The organism is Klebsiella sp. K5-45 (genome assembly GCF_030128605.1).
In the GTDB taxonomy this organism is placed as follows: Bacteria; Pseudomonadota; Gammaproteobacteria; order Enterobacterales; family Enterobacteriaceae; genus Klebsiella; species Klebsiella quasipneumoniae.
Window position 1 is genome coordinate 425,842 of record NZ_JAKUZW010000003.1, and the last position, 20,382, is coordinate 446,223.

17 protein-coding genes are annotated in these 20,382 nt (G+C 57.2%); 4 read left to right on the plus strand and 13 right to left on the minus strand.

All coding sequences use genetic code 11. The features are described from left to right. Positions 1–141: 141 nt before the first annotated feature. From MKS11_RS08855 to MKS11_RS08865, 3 genes are read right to left on the minus strand one after another with little or no spacing between them, the layout of a single operon-like run. Complete coding sequence (locus MKS11_RS08855; RefSeq protein WP_004204783.1) at positions 142–1,920, minus strand: SmdB family multidrug efflux ABC transporter permease/ATP-binding protein; 1,779 nt, start codon at positions 1,918–1,920, stop codon at positions 142–144. Continuing rightward, positions 1,913–3,685, minus strand: coding sequence for a SmdA family multidrug ABC transporter permease/ATP-binding protein (locus tag MKS11_RS08860; protein ID WP_060656948.1), 1,773 nt, complete (start codon positions 3,683–3,685; stop codon positions 1,913–1,915). Before MKS11_RS08860 ends, MKS11_RS08855 begins: the two co-directional genes overlap by 8 nt. 42 nt (positions 3,686–3,727) lie before the next feature. Continuing rightward, positions 3,728–4,186, minus strand: a complete 459-nt coding sequence (locus MKS11_RS08865) for an Lrp/AsnC family transcriptional regulator (RefSeq protein WP_004204786.1) — start codon at positions 4,184–4,186, stop codon at positions 3,728–3,730. Positions 4,187–4,301: 115 nt separating this feature from the next. Here MKS11_RS08865 and MKS11_RS08870 point away from each other — a divergent pair, with 115 nt between their 5' ends. After that, complete coding sequence (locus tag MKS11_RS08870; RefSeq protein WP_087771466.1) at positions 4,302–5,354, plus strand: PLP-dependent cysteine synthase family protein; 1,053 nt, start codon at positions 4,302–4,304, stop codon at positions 5,352–5,354. A gap of 44 nt (positions 5,355–5,398) precedes the next feature. On the opposite strand, the gene cof is transcribed toward MKS11_RS08870, so the two are convergent. Beyond that, the gene (gene cof / locus MKS11_RS08875) at positions 5,399–6,217 is read right to left on the minus strand and encodes an HMP-PP phosphatase (RefSeq protein ID WP_032455636.1); all 819 of its coding nucleotides are present in this window, start codon (positions 6,215–6,217) and stop codon (positions 5,399–5,401) included. Between the two features lie 127 nt (positions 6,218–6,344). Between cof and MKS11_RS08880 the strand changes: the two genes are divergently transcribed. Both MKS11_RS08880 and queC read left to right on the plus strand, forming a co-directional pair. After that, positions 6,345–8,042, plus strand: coding sequence for an SgrR family transcriptional regulator (locus MKS11_RS08880; protein ID WP_087771468.1), 1,698 nt, complete (start codon positions 6,345–6,347; stop codon positions 8,040–8,042). 66 nt (positions 8,043–8,108) lie between these two features. Beyond that, complete coding sequence (queC, locus tag MKS11_RS08885) at positions 8,109–8,810, plus strand: 7-cyano-7-deazaguanine synthase QueC (RefSeq protein ID WP_087771469.1); 702 nt, start codon at positions 8,109–8,111, stop codon at positions 8,808–8,810. Between the two features lie 132 nt (positions 8,811–8,942). Here queC and MKS11_RS08890 read toward each other — a convergent pair whose 3' ends face one another. From MKS11_RS08890 to bolA, 9 genes are all read right to left on the minus strand, one after another. Next, entirely contained in the window at positions 8,943–9,344 is a 402-nt protein-coding gene (locus MKS11_RS08890; RefSeq protein WP_017898911.1) for a YbgC/FadM family acyl-CoA thioesterase, read from the minus strand. A 111-nt stretch (positions 9,345–9,455) separates the two neighbouring features. Then, entirely contained in the window at positions 9,456–9,824 is a 369-nt protein-coding gene (locus MKS11_RS08895; protein ID WP_048294255.1) for a helix-hairpin-helix domain-containing protein, read from the minus strand. A 148-nt stretch (positions 9,825–9,972) separates the two neighbouring features. Further along, positions 9,973–11,847, minus strand: coding sequence for a peptidylprolyl isomerase (gene ppiD, locus MKS11_RS08900; RefSeq protein ID WP_017898913.1), 1,875 nt, complete (start codon positions 11,845–11,847; stop codon positions 9,973–9,975). A gap of 214 nt (positions 11,848–12,061) precedes the next feature. Next, entirely contained in the window at positions 12,062–12,334 is a 273-nt protein-coding gene (hupB, locus tag MKS11_RS08905; RefSeq protein WP_002444653.1) for a nucleoid-associated protein HU-beta, read from the minus strand. A 209-nt stretch (positions 12,335–12,543) separates the two neighbouring features. Next, positions 12,544–14,898: an endopeptidase La gene (lon, locus tag MKS11_RS08910; protein WP_004151336.1), complete on the minus strand. Its 2,355-nt coding sequence runs from the start codon at positions 14,896–14,898 to the stop codon at positions 12,544–12,546. A gap of 183 nt (positions 14,899–15,081) precedes the next feature. Next, the gene (clpX, locus tag MKS11_RS08915) at positions 15,082–16,356 is read right to left on the minus strand and encodes an ATP-dependent protease ATP-binding subunit ClpX (protein WP_002891807.1); all 1,275 of its coding nucleotides are present in this window, start codon (positions 16,354–16,356) and stop codon (positions 15,082–15,084) included. A 249-nt stretch (positions 16,357–16,605) separates the two neighbouring features. Beyond that, complete coding sequence (gene clpP / locus MKS11_RS08920; protein WP_002891804.1) at positions 16,606–17,229, minus strand: ATP-dependent Clp endopeptidase proteolytic subunit ClpP; 624 nt, start codon at positions 17,227–17,229, stop codon at positions 16,606–16,608. A 309-nt stretch (positions 17,230–17,538) separates the two neighbouring features. Then, positions 17,539–18,837: a trigger factor gene (gene tig, locus MKS11_RS08925; protein WP_004204798.1), complete on the minus strand. Its 1,299-nt coding sequence runs from the start codon at positions 18,835–18,837 to the stop codon at positions 17,539–17,541. Positions 18,838–19,182: 345 nt separating this feature from the next. Next, positions 19,183–19,500 carry a transcriptional regulator BolA gene (gene bolA, locus MKS11_RS08930; protein ID WP_002891649.1) on the minus strand — a complete coding sequence of 106 codons (318 nt, stop codon included), beginning with the start codon at positions 19,498–19,500 and terminating at the stop codon, positions 19,183–19,185. Positions 19,501–19,802: 302 nt separating this feature from the next. Here bolA and MKS11_RS08935 point away from each other — a divergent pair, with 302 nt between their 5' ends. Next, positions 19,803–20,381, plus strand: a complete 579-nt coding sequence (locus MKS11_RS08935) for a lipoprotein (protein ID WP_004204800.1) — start codon at positions 19,803–19,805, stop codon at positions 20,379–20,381. The last annotated feature ends 1 nt before the right edge of the window (position 20,382 follow it).

A 20,382-nucleotide genomic window follows, 5' to 3' on the forward strand; every position in this document is an offset into this window, starting at 1 on the left:
ATGGCAAAAAACAGGCGAGAGGTCAGGCATTAGCCGGCGTAAAGGCATTTAACGGGCAAAAATGCACCACAGCGGTGCATTTGATGTAACGTTTTTGCACCACGACAGGCCGCCCAGCCTTCGCTGCCTGCTGGTGGTGCATCAGGCGCTGAGCGACTCTTCTCTGGCGCTGGCCGCCAGCTCTTCACCAGCCAGCTGTAGCTGATACATCTGCCAGTAGCGGCCTTTCGCCGCCAGCAGCTGCTGGTGGTTGCCCCGCTCGACGGCCTGACCACGATGCAGAACCAGAATGGTATCCGCCTCGACGATGGTCGACAGCCGATGGGCGATAACCACCAGGGTGGTATGCTGGCGAACCTTCGCCAGCGCCTGCTGGATCGCCTGCTCGGTACCGGAGTCGATGTTTGCCGTCGCCTCATCCAGAATCAGTACCTGCGGGGTGTCCACCAGCACGCGCGCCAGCGCCAGCAGTTGCTTCTGTCCGACGGAGAGATTATTGCCCTGCTCGCCCAGTTGGGTGTACAGGCCGTCGCTCATGCTGCGCGCCACCGCCGCCAGCTGCACCGCCTCCAGCGCTTCCCAGACCTGGGTTTCGCTGATGTCCCGGCCCAGCGCGACGTTGGCGTAGAAGGTATCCGCCAGCACCACCGGATCCTGTTGCACCATCGCGATGCCCCGACGCAACGCGCTGTGGCTAAGAGAAGCGAGCGGCCGGCCATCGATGCGGATCTCCCCGTGGGTTAACGGATAATAGCCCATCATCAGACTGGCGAGGGTACTCTTCCCGCTGCCGGTATGCCCGACCAGCGCCACAAAGCTGCGGGAAGGGATATCCAGCGTGATATCCTGGAGGACCAGACGATCCCCGCGGTAGGCGAAGGAGAGATGGTCGATTTCCACTCGACCGCTGCTCAGCGGCGCGTCATCGGCGCCCCACGCCTGGCGTGGACGATCCATTAGCTCGAAAACGCGTTCGCCGGCGACCACCGCCTGCTGCAGCATCGACTGCTGGGTGGTCAGCTCAATGAGCGGCTCATTAAGGCGTCCGAGATAGCTGATAAACGCATACAGGACCCCGACCTCAATCGTGCCCGCCGCGCTAAAGCCGAACAGCATCAGCAGCCCGCACAGCACCAGCGAGGAAAAAAGACTCAGCAGCGGACGCAGCAGAAAACCGTCGAGGCGCAGCGTCTGCATCCGCGCCAGATAGTGGGCGTAGCTGGCCTCACGCATCCGTTCGCCAAAACGCGCCTGCTGGCGGAACTGCTGAATGACACCCATGCCGTTGATCACTTCGTTAAAGCCATCGTTGATGTCGGCAAGCCAGGCGCGCACCCGGCGCACGATCGGCGTGCTATAGCGCTGATAAATGATCATCACGATCAGCACCGCCGGGAAAATCGCGATCGCCACCAGCGCCATCCGCCAGTCGAGGCTAAACATCGCCACCAGCATCGCGCCGATCAGCGCCGCGCTACGCAGCACCGTCGCCACTACCGTCACGTACAGGTCGCGAATGACTTCCGTATCGTTGGTTACCCGGGAGATAAGCTGCCCGACCGGCTGAGTATCAAACTCGCTGAGCGGCTGATGCAGGGCGGCATCCATCACATCGCTGCGTAACTGCTGGACCACGCCAACCGCGGCGCGGTTAAACAGCAGCGACTGGCTATAGTGCAGTAACGCCGCCAGCAGCTGCAGACCGATATAGGCTGCCGCCAGGCCTGCCACCAGCTTCAGCGGCAGAGTATGTTTCGCCACCATATTGTCGATGAAATAGCTGATAAGCAGCGGACCGCTCACCTCTGCCGCCGCCGCGATCCACATCATCGCCACCGCGATGGCCAGCGGCTTACGCCACGGTGAACCATAGGCCAGCAGGCGTTTAAGCGTCGGCCAGAGTTCGGTAAAGCTACGCATCCAGGGCCTCCTCTTGCTCCTGGGGAACCTCGTCGAGCGCGGCCTCCAGCTGCTGATAGCGATACATGTCGCGATACCAGCCTGGCTGCACGGCCAGCGCCTCATGGCGGCCGCGCTGGGCGACATGCCCATGCTGCAGCACCAGAATTTCACTGGCCTCGGTCAGCGCCGACAGCCGGTGGGCGCTGATGATCACCGTCCGGCCCTCTCCCCACTGGCGCAGGTTATGCAGGATCTGGTGCTCCGTACGGCCATCCACCGCCGATAAGGCATCATCCAGGATCAGAATTTCGGCCTCCAGCAGCAGGGCGCGGGCAATAGAGATACGCTGTTTCTGGCCGCCGGAGAGCATCACGCCGCGCTCGCCCACTTCGGTATCGTACCCCTGGGGCAGACGCAAAATGTCGTCATGCACGCTGGCCAGCCGCGCCACCCGCTCAATCTGTTCCGGCGTCGCGTCCGGTTTTCCCAGCGCGATATTATTGGCGACGGTATCGGAGAATAAAAACGGCGTCTGATTGACCACCGCCAGCCGTTCGCGCCAGCTGTCGAGCTGCAGACGCGGTAGCGGCAGATCGTGAAAGCGGATCTCGCCGCTGGTGACGTCAAAATGGCGCTGCAGCAGGGCCAGAATGGTGCTTTTGCCGGCGCCCGTCGGCCCGCAGATGCCCAACATTTGCCCCGGCTGAAGGGTAAAATTAACCTGTTCCAGTGAAGGTTTGCTCGCCTGCGGATAGATGAAATCGCGGATAGCGACCTGCAGGACACCGCGGCCTGCCGGCACCGTTTCGGTCCCGTCGTCCACCGCCGGCGCCTCTTCGAGCAGGGTGCGGATACGACCATAGGCCGCGCTACCGCGCTCCACGATGTTAAACATCCACGCCAGCGCCAGCATCGGCCAGATCATCAGGCCAAGGTACATCACGAAGCTGGTCAGCTGCCCCAGCGTCAGGCTGCCGTGGATAACCATCCAGCTGCCGCCGCCGATGGCCAGCAGGTTCGCCGCCCCGATGGCGATATAGATGGTAGGGTCGAAGCGAGCGTCAATTCGCGCCACGCGCATATTTTTCGCTCCGGTATCGGCCGCATCGGCGGCAAACTGCGCCGACTGGCGATCCTCCAGCCCGAAGGCCTTAATCATGCGGATGCTGGTCAGGCTCTCCTGCGTGCGATCGTTGAGGCTGGAAAAGGCCGCCTGGGCGACGCGAAAACGTTCGTGAAGGGCATCGCCGTTGCGTTTGATCGCCAGGGCCATCAGCGGCATCGGCAGCAGCGCCAGCAGGGTGAGCTGCCAGCTAATCTGCGTCGACATCACAATCAACACCGCACAGCCCATCACCAGGGAATCCACCAGGGTTAACACCCCTTCACCGGCGGCAAACACCACCCGGTCCACGTCATTGGTGGCGCGGGCGATCAGATCCCCGGTGCGATGGCGTAAATAGAACGCCGGATGCTGGCGGCTCAGCTGCCGGTAAAAGTCTTCCCGCAGTTCGACCGCCAGCTGGTAAGAGGCGCCGAACAGCAGCACGCGCCAGACATAGCGCAGCAGGTAGACCATCACCGCGATCAGCACCAGCGCGCCGATCCACATCCACACCTTCTCCGCGGTGTAATGTTGTTGCGTCACGCCGTCGACCACAATGCCCACCACCTTCGGCGGAACAAGCTGCAGGACGGCAATAATGGCCAGCAGGGCAATTGCGCCAAGATAGCGGCGCCACTCCCGGCGGAAATACCAGCTGAGTTGTGCAAATAATCGCAAGCAGTAAGATCCTGATTTGTTATGGGTTACGGCGCAATACCGTTATTCGACAGGCAAGGCGGTGGTGTATTTTATCTGTTCCATGGCAAAACTCGAAGTGACATCCGACAGCCCCGGCACGCTGTTCACCAAACGTTTATAAAAGTCGTCATAGCGCTTCATATCGGCCACCTGCACCCGCAGCAGATAGTCATACTCCCCCGCCATCCGCCAGAAGCCGAGCACTTCAGCCATCTGCGTCACTTCGCTCACAAAATGGCAATACCAGTCGCTGCTGTGATGCTGAGTCTTGATCAGGACAAACGCCGTCAGCCCCAGCCCCACCTTTTCCGCATCCAGTAAGGCGACGCGCCCGCGGAGAATACCCTCATCCTCAAGTCGTTTCAGGCGTTTCCAGCAAGGGGTCGTGGTCAGATTAACGGCATCGGCCAGCGCCTGCAAAGAGAGGGTGCAATCTTCCTGCAGCAGCGCCAGCAGCTTACGGTCAATTTTATCTAACATAAGGCCACCAGAGAGAATAATTTACTCCCGCAATTGTAATTGAAAGGCCAAATAGCAACAATTTTTCCCGCACAATCCGCTAAGCTGGGCACAAAATGACAAACAGGAATCCGAGATGAATAGCGCCTGGGTAAAACACGCCATTAGTGAAATTAACGCCGACTATCAGCGTTCCGCCGATACACACCTGATTCGCCTGGCGCTGCCTGGTTTTCCGGGGATCCCGATTTATCTGAAGGATGAAAGTACGCATCCGACCGGTAGCCTCAAACATCGTCTGGCGCGGTCGCTGTTTCTCTATGGCCTGTGCAACGGCTGGATCAAAGAAGGCACCACGATTATCGAATCGTCTTCGGGTTCGACTGCAGTTTCTGAGGCCTATTTCGCCCGCCTGCTGGGGCTGCCGTTTATCGCCGTGATGCCCTCCTGCACCGCCAGACGCAAAATCGAACAGATCGAGTTCTACGGCGGACGCTGCCATTTTGTGCAGAGCGCCTGCGAAATCTACGCGGCTTCCGAAACGCTGGCGCGTGAACTGAACGGCCACTATATGGATCAGTTTACCTTCGCCGAGCGGGCCACCGACTGGCGCGGCAATAACAATATCGCCGACAGTATTTTCCGCCAGATGAGCCATGAGCCGCACCCGCAGCCGTCGTGGATCGTGATGAGCGCCGGCACCGGGGGGACCTCGGCGACCATTGGCCGCTATATTCGCAGCCAAGGTTACGAGACGCAGCTGATGGTTGTCGACCCGCAAAATTCAGTATTCCTCGATTACTGGCAGACCCGCGACGCCAGCCTGCGCAGCCCGATCGGCAGCAAAATTGAAGGCATCGGCCGCCCGCGCGTCGAGCCATCGTTTATTCCCGATGTTGTCGATGAGATGCTGCGCGTGCCGGATGCGGCGAGCGTGGCCACTGCTCTGTGGCTGGAAACGCAGCTTGGCCGAAAAGTCGGCGCCTCGACCGGGACCAACATGTGGGGCATGCTGCAGCTGGCCGCGCGGATGCGCGAGGAAGGACGCACGGGTTCCCTCGTCACCCTGCTGTGCGACAGCGGCGAGCGTTATCTGGAAAGCTATTACAACCCGCAGTGGGTGGCGGCCAACATCGGCGATATCGCCCCCTGGCAGGCGGAGATCGCCCGGCTGGTCGGCAGAACATAAAAAAAGCCAGATAGAATGCTATCTGGCTTGCTGGAAGGGTCTCTCTATTCGGGGGAATAAGGAAGATCAGGATTATCCAGCCAATGCGTTAAAAAATGGGAGACCGCCTGATGCCGGCAGTCGCCAATAACCGGGAGATGCGGCAGCTCGGCTTTCAGCTGCGGCATCGCGTTGCCCATGATGAACCCCCGCCCGACGCTGCGAAGCATCTCGCGATCGTTCATCGCATCGCCGAAGGCCATGCACTCCTGTAGGGTGAGTCCCAGGTGCTGGCTCAGCCTCGCCAGCGCCGCGCCTTTATTGCAGCCAACCGGCAGCACTTCCAGACAGTCCATCGCCGAGAAGCAGAGAAACGCGCGCTGGCCCAGCGCCTCATTCAGTTGGATCCGCAGGCGGCGCAGATCGTCATGATCGCCGCAGAAGCAGATCTTGGTGACATGATGCGCCGACATACGTTTCGGATCGCACAGTTGGTAGCGAAACCCGCTGAAGACATGCGCCTTCAGCAGCTCAGGTCTTGCCTGACCGGTGAACCAACCGCCGTCATTAAACACGTGCATGCTGGCCCGGGTATCCCATCGACTATGCAGCACGTCTTCCGCTACCTCGGGATTGAGATCCTGACGGTACAGCTCCTCCCCTTCCAAAGAGTGGATGCGCGTCCCGTTGCCCGTGATCAGAAATGCGTCCAGGGAAAATTCACCCATCACATGGTGCATCTCCAGCGCATGGCGGCCGGTGGCGAACGTCAGGGTGATATCGCGTTCCCGCAGCCGTTTCAGCGCGGTGAGCGTCTTTTCTCCGAGACGATGGTCCGGCATCAGCAAGGTGCCGTCCATATCAAATGCTGCCAGTTTTGCCATGGTGTTTTCCCCGATGTGTGATGGGCTTCGCTTGTGTTGCAGTATCACCTGGGATATACGGAAGTAATAGTGAATAGATAATATAAATTATTCCGGGTTTATTGCGGCCCGGTGGGCGACAGCGCTTATGCGACTCTTACACCGTTTAAACCAGTACCAGCGGCTGTGGCAGCCCTCTGCCGGGGCGCCGCAGCAGGTCACCGTCGGCGAGCTGGCGGAACGCTGTTTTTGCAGCGAACGCCACGTCCGTACCCTACTGCGTCAGGCGCAGGAAGCTGGATGGTTAAGCTGGCAGGCCAGCTCCGGGCGCGGCAAGCGCGGCTTGCTCTCTTTTTACAAAACGCCGGAACGTCTGCGCAATGAGATGATGGAGCAGGCGCTGCATAAAGGTCAGCAGCAAAACGCGCTGGAGCTGGCGCAGCTGGCCCCGGTGGAGCTGAAAGCCCTGCTCCACCCCTTTCTGGGCGGTCAATGGCAAAACAATACCCCGACGCTGCGTATTCCCTACTATCGCCCGCTGGAGCCGCTGCATCCCGGCTTTCTGCCCGGACGCGCCGAGCAGCATCTGGCCGGGCAGATCTATGCCGGGCTGACGCGCTTCGACGAAGGTGACAATATGCCGATCGGCGATCTGGCGCACCACTGGCAGGTCTCCCCTGACGGCCTGCGCTGGCAGTTTTATATCCGCTCCACACTGTGCTGGCACAACGGCGATGCGGTGGAAACCGCACAGCTGCGGCAGCGCTTACTGCTGCTGCTGGATCTGCCCGCCTTGCGGACTCTGTTCGCCAGCATCAGCCGCATCGATGTCACTCACGCCCAGTGCCTGACCATCACGCTGCATCGTCCTGACTACTGGCTGCCGTTCCGCCTCGCCAGCTATTGCAGCGTGCTGGCCCATCCTGACGATCCGGCCATCGGCTGCGGACCGTTCCGCCTGAAGCGGTTTAGTCCGGAACTCGTCCGCCTGGAGAACCATCCCCGCTACCACCTGCGGCATCCGCTGATCCAGGCGGTGGAGTACTGGATCACCCCCCAGCTCTTCGATCGCGATCTCGGGACCAGCTGCCGCCACCCGGTGCAGATCACTATTGGCGATCGCGAAGAGCTGCATAACCTGCGCCAGGTCAGCAATAGCATCAGTCTTGGCTTCTGCTATCTGACCCTGCGTCACAGCCCTCGGCTTAGCAAAGCGCAGGCCCAGCGGCTGGTATCGATAATTCACCGCTCGTCGTTGCTGGACACGCTGCCGCTCGACGAGGATCTGATTACGCCAAGCCATGAGGTGTTGCCGGGATGGTCCATCCCGCAGGGGCCGGAAAACAGCGCGGTGCCGCTGCCGGCCAGGCTCACGCTGCTCTACCATCTGCCGGTCGAACTCCACGCCATGGCCGAACAGCTGAGACAGCGGCTGGCTGTGCTCGGCTGCGAGCTGACGCTGCTGTTCCATGACGCCAAAAACTGGGAAGGCTGCCAGCATCTGGGGCAGGCCGACCTGATGATGGGCGACCGCCTGATCGGCGAAGCGCCGGAGTATGCCCTGGAGCAGTGGCTGCGCTGCGATATGCTGTGGCCCAATTTGCTGACCGGGGCGCAATATGCCCATCTGCAGGCGACATTAGACGCGGTACAGGCGCAACCGGAAGCCCGCAGCCGCAACGATGCGCTGCGCAACGTATTTAACAGCCTGATGGAAGACGCCATCATGACGCCGCTGTTTAAATACAACTATCGGATCAGCGCCCCACCGGGAGTCAATGGCTTGCGCCTCAACGCCCGCGGATGGTTCGACTTCGCCAGCGCCTGGCTGCCGGCGTCGACGTGACAGAGCTGGTGGTGGCGGGCGTCTGGCGCTACCATATCGCCTTTACTCATTTAGTCAGGAATTGCCATGAAACGCGCCGTAGTTGTCTTCAGCGGAGGACAAGATTCAACCACCTGTCTGGTGCAGGCTCTGCAACAGTATGATGAAGTGCATTGCGTCACTTTTGATTATGGCCAACGCCACCGCGCGGAAATCGACGTTGCGCGCGAACTCGCCCTGAAACTTGGCGCCGTCGCGCATAAAGTGCTGGACGTTACCCTGCTCAATGAACTGGCGGTCAGCAGCCTGACCCGCGATAACATTCCGGTACCGGACTATCAGCCTGATGCCGAGGGCATTCCCAACACTTTTGTCCCGGGGCGCAATATTCTGTTTTTAACCCTGACGGCCATCTACGCCTATCAGGTAAAAGCCGAAGCTATCATCACCGGCGTGTGCGAGACCGACTTCTCCGGCTACCCGGACTGCCGCGATGAGTTTGTCAAAGCGCTGCACCACGCCGTCAGCCTTGGAATGGCGAAAGACATACGCTTTGAAACACCGCTGATGTGGCTGAACAAAGCCGAGACCTGGGCGCTGGCCGAATACTGGGGTCAGTTAGATCTGGTGCGCCGGGAAACCCTTACCTGCTACAACGGCATTAAGGGCGATGGCTGCGGCCAGTGCGCCGCCTGCAACCTGCGCGCTAACGGGCTTAACCAGTATCTGGCCGATAAAGTCGGGGTAATGGCGGTGATGAAGCAAAAAACCGGGCTGACACAGGCATAGCCTCCGCAGAGGTATCTTCCAAAAGCTTCAGTTCAACTTCCCCGGTAGCGCTACGCTTACCGGGGCAAGGGGTTCATCACCTTCCGTGGGTCGAGGTGCGCCACCGCCCGGCACGCACGCACGCGACGGTTGTCAGCGCAAGTTCATCTGGTCGAGTTTCTCACGCAGTTCCCCTTCCAGCGGCAGCGCCTTCTGGGTTTTCAAATCGATACAGACGAAGGTAATCAGCGCATCGGCCACCACCTCGCCGTTGGGGTTGAGAGTGACCACCTGGCTGAGCGTGCCGCTTTTGCCGTTGAGTTGCTCCAGTTTGCTGCTCACCGTCAGCACATCGCCCAGGACCGCCGGACGGCGGTAGTTAATATTAATATTCACCACCACGAAGGCGATGTTTTTCTCGGTCATCCACTGAAATGCCGGACTCTTTTCCAGACCATCCCAGCGGGCCTCCTCAAGGAACTCCAGGTAGCGTGCGTTATTCACATGCTGGTAGACGTCCAGATGATAGCCGCGAACTTTAATTTGTGTCTGCATAGCATCAATGCCTTTCTGTTATTGTTGTTTATGAGGTAAGAGGTCACACCACTTGATGCAACCTCTTTATCCTGGCAAAAAATCACCGCTGTGCAAGCGCTGGCAAAAAATTTACAGCGTCAGATGGGATAAATTCCGCTCCACCAGCGCGCTGCCCATCCCTGGGACCTGCTTCAGATCATCAAGGGTTTTGAACGGTCCGTACTCCTCACGGTAGCTGACAATCGCCTGGGCTTTTTTCAACCCCACGCCATTCAGAGCCTGCGCCAGCTGTTCGGCGCTGGCGTGGTTAATGCTGACTTTGGTCGCCCCGTTGTCGGCCTCGCCGGGCTCCGCTTTCGCCTTCGCCGAAGAGGACGCCTGGACATGCTCTTTGGTTACCGCCGCTTTGCCGCTGGCGGGGGCAGCCAGCGCGCCCTGTGCGCCTACCGCGAAAACCAGAACGCCCGCGGCCATCAGTGCTTTTATTCCATATTTCATGCTGATATCTCCTTGTGTATAGACAGCAAGGCTACGATAGCGTCAGTGCGGATGGCCGACAAAAGGCAAATCACAGAAATGGAAAGGGCCGCGAAAGCGGCCCTTGAGGATTACATGGTGTTGCGTATTTTTGCGAAACGACGCGAAATTACTGCTGCTGGTCGATGCTGTCGCCCAGCTTAATTTTCGCCGCCTTGCGCAGGTTGCTCATCAGCGCCTCGAAAGCGATTTGGGCATTGTTCTGGGTAATCCCCTGAACCATAGCCTTCTTCTGCTCTTCCGGCATGCTGCCTGCTTTCACTTCATCGAGCGCCACCAGCACCACATCGCCTTGCATGTTGCTGCCAACGCCATAGACCGGTTTGCCCTGCTGCGGCAGCGGCAGAGTAAATGCCAACTGGCTCAGCGGATCCTGGCCGGTACGGGAAAGCGTCTGCGGTGCGCCAAAGCTCAGGCCAGCCGCCTTCATCGCCTCATCGCCTTTGCCGTCTTTCAGCGCCGCCAGCAGCTTATCGGCATCCCGCTTCGCCTGCTGTTCCGCTTTATTGTGCTTAACGATATCGCTGACCTGTGCCTTCACTTCGGCCAGCGGTTTCACCGCCTCGGCTTTGTGCTCGCTGATACGCAGAACAAAGGCGCGATCGCCGTCAACGGTAATGATGTCGGAGTTGCTGCCCGGCGCGCCGTTCACGCCGACCAGACCGCCGTTGAAAATAGCGTCAGCGACCGGTTTAAAGTTCAGCTCTTCCGGCAGATTATCGCGGCCAAACCAGCCGGTTTCCACCACCTGCAGTCCGGCGACCTGCGCCGCGCCCGCCAGCGATTCATTATCGTTGCTGGCCGCATCGCTCACCTTCTGCTGCAGCGCATAGTAAGCATCCAGCGCTTTCTCCTGCTTCACTTTCGCCGCAATGTCATTGCGCACGTCAGCCAGCGGCTTGACCTGCGCCGGCTGGACATCGTCCAGACGGGCCACCAGGAAGCCAACCGAGGATTTGATCACCCCGGAGAGCTGGCCTTTCTCTTTCAGGCCGGCGTCTTTCAGCTCAGGCACGGTAGAAGCATCTTCCATCCACCCCATATCGCCGCCGTTGCGGGCAGAGATAATATCGGTCGATTTTTCTTTTGCCAGCGTGGCGAAATCGGCGCCTTTTTGCAGCTCGGCCAGTACCGCTTTCGCATCAGCTTCAGTTTTAGTCTGAATCACGCTGTAGCGATTACGCTGCGGCTGAGTGAACTGATCTTTGTGCTGGTCATACCATGACTGAATTTCTTCGTCAGAGGCGTTTTCCTGCATGCTGGCGGCATCCATCTTGATGTAGCTTACGCGGAACTGCTCCGGCGCCATAAAACGGGCCTGATTCTGCTGCCAGAAAGCGTTGATTTCCTCATCGCTGGCGGTCTGTTTTGCCGCCAGGGCGTTGACGTTGATGGTCGCTTCGCGAACGACACGCTGCTGAGACACCAGCGCCGCCAGCTGATCGGACTCGCCGGGCAGCATGAAGTCGGTACCCGCAATGGCGTTAATCAGCTGCTGCGTGGTCAGCTGGTTACGCAGCGCCTGGGCGTACTGATCGGTGGTCATCCCCATCTGGGCGACAATACCGCTGAAACGCTGGTTGTCGAACTTACCGTTCGTCTGGAACGCCTGCGTCTGGAAGATCGCCTGCTTCACCTGCTCATCGCTGATGCTGAGGCCCAGCTCGCGGGCATACTGATCCAGAAGCGACTCGTCAATCAGGCGGTTCAGCACCTGCTGGCGCATGGTTTTCATGTAGTTTTCGTTCGCCGCCAGCTCGGAGAACTGGTCACCAAGCTGCTGCTGCATACGGTTACGTTCGCTGGCGACGGCGTTTTCAAACTGCCCACGGCCAATCTCCTGGCCATTCACTTTTGCGGCATAGTTTTTGCCACCGCCAATCAGGTAACCACTCACCCCGGTCAAAATGAACGAGACGATAATGATACCGAAAATAATCTTGAGCACGACGCTGTTGGCGGCCGTGCGTAGGTTGTCCATCATGGTGTAACAACGCTCCGCTGTAGATGACTTTAGCTCGCGCAGCATAGCACGTGATGGCCGCCGCGCGTGAGGACGTATTTTGACAAGAAAACAGGGTGATTGTCAGCCCACAAGTGGCGATAAACACACATAAAGTGGTCTGAAAAGGCAATAAAAAAGGCACATCTCACGATGCGCCCTTGTACTTCGTCACATTCCCTGACGGGAAAGCCGATCAGTTCACCGCGTCTTTCAGCGCTTTACCAGCACGGAAGCCCGGCACTTTTGCGGCAGCGATAGTAATTTCTTTACCTGTTTGTGGGTTGCGACCAGTACGGGCGGCACGTTCTTTAACAGCAAAGGTACCGAAACCTACCAGCGCAACGTCATCCCCAGCCTGCAGAGATTCAGTAACAGAAGCGATTAAAGCATCTAACGCACGTCCAGCTGCAGCTTTAGAAATGTCCGCACCCGCAGCAATTTTGTCAATCAGTTGAGATTTATTCACTGTTCTCTTCCTCTCTTTATAATTTATATCGCACCAGAGTCCTTCATAGTGCGACCGCGCAGCAGTTATATCAGGACTGTCATGCCCTTACAACAGCAGTTGTCGATGACCCCCCTGCCAGCGATCTAAGTTAGCTACACAAAAAAAGGCTGGCAAGTCCGAAATGACTTACCAGCCCTATTTTTATTAGCGCAATTTGCGCAGAATCACTATTTCGCGGTCACAACCTGCATGCCAAACGGTTCGTTTTGCAGCGCAAGTGTCAGAACTTCCTCGATTCGTTTCACCGGATGGATATCCAAATCAGCGATAACGTTATCCGGAATTTCTTCAAGGTCACGTTTGTTCTCATCAGGAATCAGAACAGTCTTAATACCGCCGCGATGCGCCGCCAGCAGTTTTTCCTTCAGACCGCCGATCGGCAGCACCTGTCCACGCAGCGTAATCTCCCCGGTCATCGCCACATCGGCGCGTACCGGGTTGCCGGTCAGGCAGGAGACCAGCGCCGTACACATGGCAATCCCCGCGCTCGGACCGTCCTTCGGCGTCGCCCCTTCCGGTACGTGGACGTGAATATCACGCTTCTCGTAAAAGTCGGCGTTAATGCCCAGCTTGTCCGCCCGCGAACGTACCACGGTCAGCGCAGCCTGAATCGACTCCTGCATCACCTCGCCCAGCGATCCGGTGTAGGTCAGTTTGCCTTTGCCCGGTACGCAGGCGGTTTCGATGGTCAGCAGATCGCCGCCCACTTCCGTCCACGCCAGACCGGTCACCTGACCGACACGGTTCTCGCTATCGGCGCGGCCATAGTCGAAGCGCTGCACGCCGAGATAATCATGCAGATTCTCACCATTAATTTCGATGTGTTTCAGCGATTTATCCAGCAACAGCTGCTTAACGGCCTTACGGCACAGCTTGGAGATTTCACGCTCCAGGCTACGAACGCCCGCTTCACGGGTGTAGTAACGAATAATGCCGATAATGGCGCTGTCGTCGACGGTCAGTTCGCCTTTCTTCAGCGCGTTGCGTTCGATCTGCTTCGGCAGCAGGTGACGCTTGGCGATGTTCAGTTTTTCATCTTCGGTGTAACCCGAGAGGCGAATCACTTCCATACGGTCCAGCAGCGGCGCCGGAATGTTCATGGAGTTGGAAGTCGCCACGAACATCACGTCGCTGAGATCGTAATCCACTTCCAGATAGTGGTCGTTAAAGGCCACGTTCTGTTCCGGATCCAGCACCTCAAGCAACGCAGAAGCCGGGTCGCCGCGCATGTCGGAAGACATTTTGTCAATCTCATCCAGCAGGAACAGCGGGTTTTTTACCCCCACTTTCGCCATTTTCTGGATCAGTTTACCCGGCATCGAGCCAATATAGGTTCGACGATGACCGCGAATTTCCGCTTCATCGCGCACGCCGCCCAGCGCCATGCGGACGTATTTCCGGCCGGTCGCTTTGGCGATAGATTGCCCCAGCGAGGTTTTACCTACCCCCGGCGGTCCCACCAGGCAGAGGATCGGCCCCTTGATTTTGTTCACCCGGCTCTGCACCGCGAGATACTCAAGGATGCGATCCTTCACGCGCTCCAGACCATAGTGATCGGTATCGAGGATCTCCTGGGCCTGACGCAGGTCTTTCTTGACCTTACTGCGCGCATTCCACGGCACCTGCACCATCCAGTCGATGTAGCCACGCACGACGGTCGCTTCCGCAGACATCGGCGACATCATCTTCAGCTTCTGCAGTTCCGCTTCGGTTTTCTCTTTCGCCTCTTTCGGCATTTTCGCCGCGTCGATCTTGCGCTTCAGCGCTTCGTTTTCGTCCGGGGCGTCGTCCATCTCGCCGAGTTCTTTCTGAATCGCTTTCATTTGCTCGTTCAGATAGTACTCGCGCTGGGATTTCTCCATCTGCTTTTTGACGCGGTTGCGAATGCGCTTCTCAACCTGCAGCAGATCGATTTCCGATTCCATCATCGCCATCAGATATTCCAGACGTTCGTTGACGTCGGACATCTCAAGCACGGACTGCTTGTCCGCCAGCTTCAGCGGCATATGCGCCGCGATGGTATCCGCCAGGCGCGCCGGATCGTCGATGCTGTTCAGCGACGTCAGCACTTCCGGTGGAATCTTCTTATTCAGCTTGATATAGCCTTCAAACTGGCTGATAGCGGTACGAACCAGCACTTCCTGCTCACGTTCGTCAATCGCCGGCGAGTCGAGATACTCCGCTTTCGCCGAGAAATGCTCGCCATTATCAGACAGCGCAGAAATGCGTGCACGCTGTAGCCCTTCGACCAGCACCTTCACGGTGCCGTCTGGCAGCTTCAGCATCTGCAAAATAGACGCCACGGTTCCAACGGTGAAAAGATCGTTTACACCCGGCTCATCCGTCGACGCTTCTTTCTGCGCAACCAGCATGATTTTTTTATCATGGTCCATGGCCGCTTCGAGGCAACGGATAGATTTTTCCCGCCCTACGAACAGGGGTATGACCATGTGCGGATAAACCACCACATCGCGCAACGGCAATACGGGGATTTCAATGCGTTCAGAACGCTCAGGATTCATAGAGCTCTCTCTTAGTTTAAAGTCCGCCAGGTAGCCGACGACGCCACACTCCACTGCATCGTCGTTAATATGTAATCCAGTATATGGGGATGTATTCCACACATTCAACGGCGGGAATGCAGGAAAAATAAAAGGGGAGATAAAATCCCCCCTTTTTGTTAACTGCTTGAGTGAAATGGCTAATTATTCGCCAGATGCCTGCTGCGCTTCCGGTTTGCCGTAGATCAGCAGCGGTTTGCTCTGACCGGCGATAACCGACTCATCAATGACCACTTTTTCGACATCTTCCATCGAAGGCAGATCATACATGGTGTCCAGCAGCGCCGCTTCCACAATGGAACGCAGGCCACGGGCGCCGGTTTTACGCGCCATCGCTTTCTTGGCAATGGCATCCAGCGCTTCGTCGCGGAATTCAAGCTCTGCGCCTTCAAGGCTAAACAGCGCCTGATACTGCTTGGTCAGGGCGTTTTTCGGCTCTTTCAGGATCTGGATCAGCGCTTCTTCGCTCAGCTCGTTCAGGGTCGCCACGACCGGCAGACGGCCGATGAATTCCGGAATCAAACCAAACTTGATCAGATCTTCCGGCTCGACCTGGGCCAGCAGCTCGCCTTCGCTCGCTTTGTCGGACTTCGCTTTAACCGTCGCGCCAAAACCAATGCCGGAGCCGGTTTCCACACGGTGGGAAATCACTTTGTCCAGACCGGCAAACGCGCCGCCGCAGATAAACAGGATCTTGGAGGTATCAACCTGCAGGAACTCCTGCTGCGGGTGTTTACGCCCGCCCTGCGGTGGAACGGCGGCGACGGTGCCTTCGATAAGCTTCAGCAGCGCCTGTTGCACGCCTTCGCCGGAGACATCGCGAGTAATCGACGGGTTATCGGACTTACGCGAAATTTTGTCGATTTCGTCGATATAGACGATGCCGCGCTGCGCTTTCTGCACGTCGTAATCGCACTTCTGCAGCAGTTTCTGAATGATATTTTCGACGTCCTCACCCACATAACCGGCTTCGGTCAGGGTGGTGGCGTCCGCCATGGTAAACGGCACATCCAGCAGGCGCGCCAGCGTTTCCGCCAGCAGCGTTTTACCGGAGCCGGTCGGCCCGATCAGCAGGATGTTACTTTTACCCAGCTCTACGCCATTGCTGGTATCGCCATTGCGCAGACGTTTGTAGTGGTTGTATACCGCGACCGCCAACACTTTTTTCGCCTGTTCCTGACCGATGACGTAGTCATCAAGGTGGTGGCGAATCTCGTGCGGCGTCGGCAGCGCGCTGCGCTCGCGGTGCGGCGCAACTTCTTTAATCTCTTCGCGAATGATGTCGTTACATAAATCAACGCATTCGTCGCAGATATACACGGATGGCCCGGCGATCAGCTTACGCACTTCATGCTGGCTTTTGCCGCAAAAAGAGCAATACAACAATTTGCCCGATCCATCTTTGCGTTTATCTGTCATGAGTCCAAACCTCTTTTTAAGTTCTTTGTGCCGCACACGACGACGCAAATGCCATTCTCAGGCGCAAGCCGCCATATAGCGTTGTGCCGCCCTTCATTAGTATATACACAAAATCCTTCGCGCTACATCGCGGCGGTAGCGAAGCGACCGGCCGCCTGCCTGCCCGGCAAGCGTCCGGAAAAATGCCAACCGCTCAGCAAACGTGGCGAGAAGGATGAAGCGTAAAGCGGCACCCTTACGCCCAGGGCATCAATTACGATGGGTCAAAATAGAGTCGACCAGTCCGTACTCCACGGCTTCCGCAGCAGACAGGAAGCGGTCACGCTCGGTGTCACGCTCAATCTGCTCAAGAGACTGGCCGGTATGATGCGCCATCAGCTCATTCATGCGTCCTTTCACCTTCAGGATTTCACGGGCGTGGATCTCAATATCCGTCGCCTGCCCCTGATAGCCGCCCAGCGGCTGGTGGATCATCACGCGGGAGTTCGGCAGGCAGAAACGCTTGCCCTTCGCCCCGGCGGTCAGCAGGAACGCGCCCATGGACGCGGCCTGGCCCATACAGATGGTGCTGACGTCCGGCTTGATGAACTGCATGGTGTCATAAATCGACATCCCGGCGGTGATCACCCCGCCCGGAGAGTTAATGTACAGGTAAATGTCTTTTTCCGGGTTTTCCGCTTCCAGAAACAGCATCTGCGCCACGATCAGGTTTGCCATGTGGTCTTCGACCTGGCCGGTCAGAAAAATGACGCGTTCCTTAAGCAGACGGGAGTAGATATCAAAAGAACGTTCACCGCGTGAGGTCTGTTCAATGACCATCGGCACCAGGGCCATATGGGGTGCAAAGTTGTCTCGTTCGCCACTGTATGACATTTCCGTCTCCTGGAGTAATTTTAAAATACCTGCTGCACTGATTGTAACCTTACGGACGGATTATCAGCCACAGTTTCTATCCGCTGAACGCGTCACCGCCTCTTCAACACGCGTGCGATTGCGGATGCAGTTGCCTCCCTCGGTAATGGGGATGGCGTTGCCATATTTCAAGCATAACAAGCTTTTGCTGTAACGCTATCATGGTAAATGCGTTTTAGCACCGTGCCTGAGGCTATCATTAGCTAAAAAAAAAACCCGCCGCCTTTCGGCAACGGGTTTTTGCCCGAACCTTGAACAATCGCGGCGAAATTACGCCTGCTGGTTCATCAGTTCGTTGAAGGAAGTGGCTTTTTCAGACACTTTGGCTTTCGCCAGCACGGCTTCAACAGCCTGCTCTTCCAGCGCCACGTTGCGCATGTTGTCCATCAGCTCTTTGTTCTTGCTGTAGAACTCAACCACTTCTGACGGATCTTCGTAAGCAGAAGCCATCTCTTCGATCAGGCCTTTCACGCGCTCTTCGTCAGCTTTCAGCTCGTTGGTGCGAATCACTTCGCCCAGCAGCAGGCCAACCACTACGCGGCGTTTAGCCTGCTCTTCGAACAGTTCGCGCGGCAGTTCCAGAGCCTGTTTCTCGTTGCCACCGAAACGCTGAGCAGCCTGGCGACGCAGCACGTCGATTTCGCTGTCGATCAGAGCTGCCGGAACGTCGATGTCGTTAGCTTTAACCAGACCTTCGATAGCCTGAGACTTCACGCGGTTACGCACAGCGCCTTTCAGCTCGCGTTCCATGTTTTTACGCACTTCAGCGCGCAGGCCAGCGACGGAACCATCTTCCACGCCGAAACGTTTGATGAATTCTTCGGTCAGCTCCGGCAGTTCACGTTCTTCAACTTTCTTCAGGTTGATAACGAACTTAGCCGCTTTACCTTTCAGGTTTTCTGCGTGGTATTCTTCCGGGAAGGTCACGTCGATGGTGAACTCGTCACCCGCTTTGTGGCCTTTGATACCGTCTTCGAAGCCCGGGATCATGCGACCCTGGCCCATCGCCAGTACGAAGTCAGAAGCTTTGCCGCCTTCGAACTCTTCACCATCTACGGAACCGGTGAAGTCGATGGTTACGCGATCTTCAGCGTCAACCGCGCCTTCTTTTTCTTTCCAGGTTGCCTGCTGCTTGCGCAGGGTTTCCAGCATGGTGTCAACGTCAGCGTCGGTCACTTCAACAACCGGTTTTTCTACTTCGATCGCTTCCAGACCCTGCAGTTCAACTTCCGGATACACTTCGAACTCTACCGCGTAGGTGAAGTCTTCACCCAGTTTGTATTCGCCCGGAACGTAGTTCGGCGCGCCGGCCGGATTGATTTTTTCTTTGATGATCGCGTCAACGAAATGACGGCTCATCAGGTCGCCCAGCACGTCCTGACGAACGGAAGCGCCATAGCGCTGAGCAACAACATTCATCGGCACTTTGCCTTTACGGAAGCCGTCAATGCGAACTTTTTTCGCTACGTTGACCAGCTCGCTTTTGACAGCATTCTCGATGCTGTCAGCGGCGATAGTAATCGTTACACGGCGCCCAAGGCCCTGAGTGGTTTCAACTGAAACTTGCATCTTGTTACCTCAAAAAAATCACAGTGCTCGGTCAACTCTGGAAGCACGTGTAGGTGGCTTCGCAGAACCGGGATGCCCTCTTCAAATCAGAAACACATTCCCTGTCGTCAGAATCATCCCGAAGACATTCATATATAAGACGCGGCATTATAGCGGCATCACTTTTGTGAGTCGAGAACGGTTGTCGCCTGGTGCTGCGGCATTTTTCACATTTCCCGCTCAATTTTGTCCGCAAAAGCGCTGAGTTTGCGCATTTTCCAGGCAAAACAAAACGGCCCGTAGGCCGTTTTTGCTAAATCTGCAAGCAACATACTGGAAAAGCGCCAGCGGTTGCAAATGGGATTTCTAGGCGATGCTCCCCGCGCCGCGGCACGGCGGCGAGGCGAAAACCGTATCCTGTAGCGCTTCCCATTCTTTAATCGTGTAGGTGTGCAGCGCCAGGGCGTGCACCGTATTCGACAGCTCCTCGGTTAGCGTGCCGTAGATCATACGGTGGCGATTTAGGAAACGCTCGCCAGTGAAGCGATCGCTCACTAACACCACTTTAAAATGACTTTCAGAGCCCGCTGGGACGTTGTGACGATAACTTTCATCCACGACTTCGAGATACATCGGGTCGAACGCTGCTCTAAGTTTTGCTTCGATCTGTTCACGTATCATCATGAATTTTCTCCTCCGACAACGCTGAGATGCCGCCACTCCATTTAAATGTTAGCCGCTTTTACCGCTTCCATTAGGAGAAAACAACAAAAAATTAGCATTGTTCTGATATTTTCATTCAAAAGTATCACGTTTACTGGCTCTGGTCGCCAGATCCGCCGGGGAAAGAGCGATTAACCGTGGCGGGACGCTCAGAAAACCGCCAGGGCGATGGATTTACACGCGTTGCCACTTCCCCTTGCCGTTGGCAATGCTATGATGGCGGTAATTTTCCTTATAACAACACCATGCGTTGAGACCTGAACATGCTTAAGAAGATCCTTTTCCCGTTGGTCGCCATGTTTATGCTGGCAGGATGCGCCACGCCGCCGACCACCATTGAAGTATCGCCGAAAATCACGCTGCCGCAGCAGGATCCTAGCCTTATGGGCGTGACCGTCAGCATCAACGGCGCCGACCAGCGTCCGGACCAGGCGCTGGCGAAAGTGACGCGCGACAACCAACAGGTCACCCTTACCGCCTCCCGCGATCTGCGCTTCCTGCTGCAGGAAGTGCTGGAGAAACAAATGACCGCGCGCGGCTACATGATTGGCCCGAACGGCGCAGTCGATCTGCAGATCATCGTCAACAAACTCTACGCTGACGTCTCCCAGGGCAACGTGCGCTACAACATCGCCACCAAAGCCGATATCGCCATCATCGCCACCGCGGCAAACGGCACGAAGATGACCAAAAACTACCGCGCCAGCTACTCGGTTGAAGGTGCCTTCCAGGCCTCGAACAAAAACATCGCTGATGCCGTCAACAGCGTCCTGACTGATACCATCGCCGATATGGCGCAGGACACCAGCATCCACGATTTCATCAAGCAAAACGCGCGTTAAT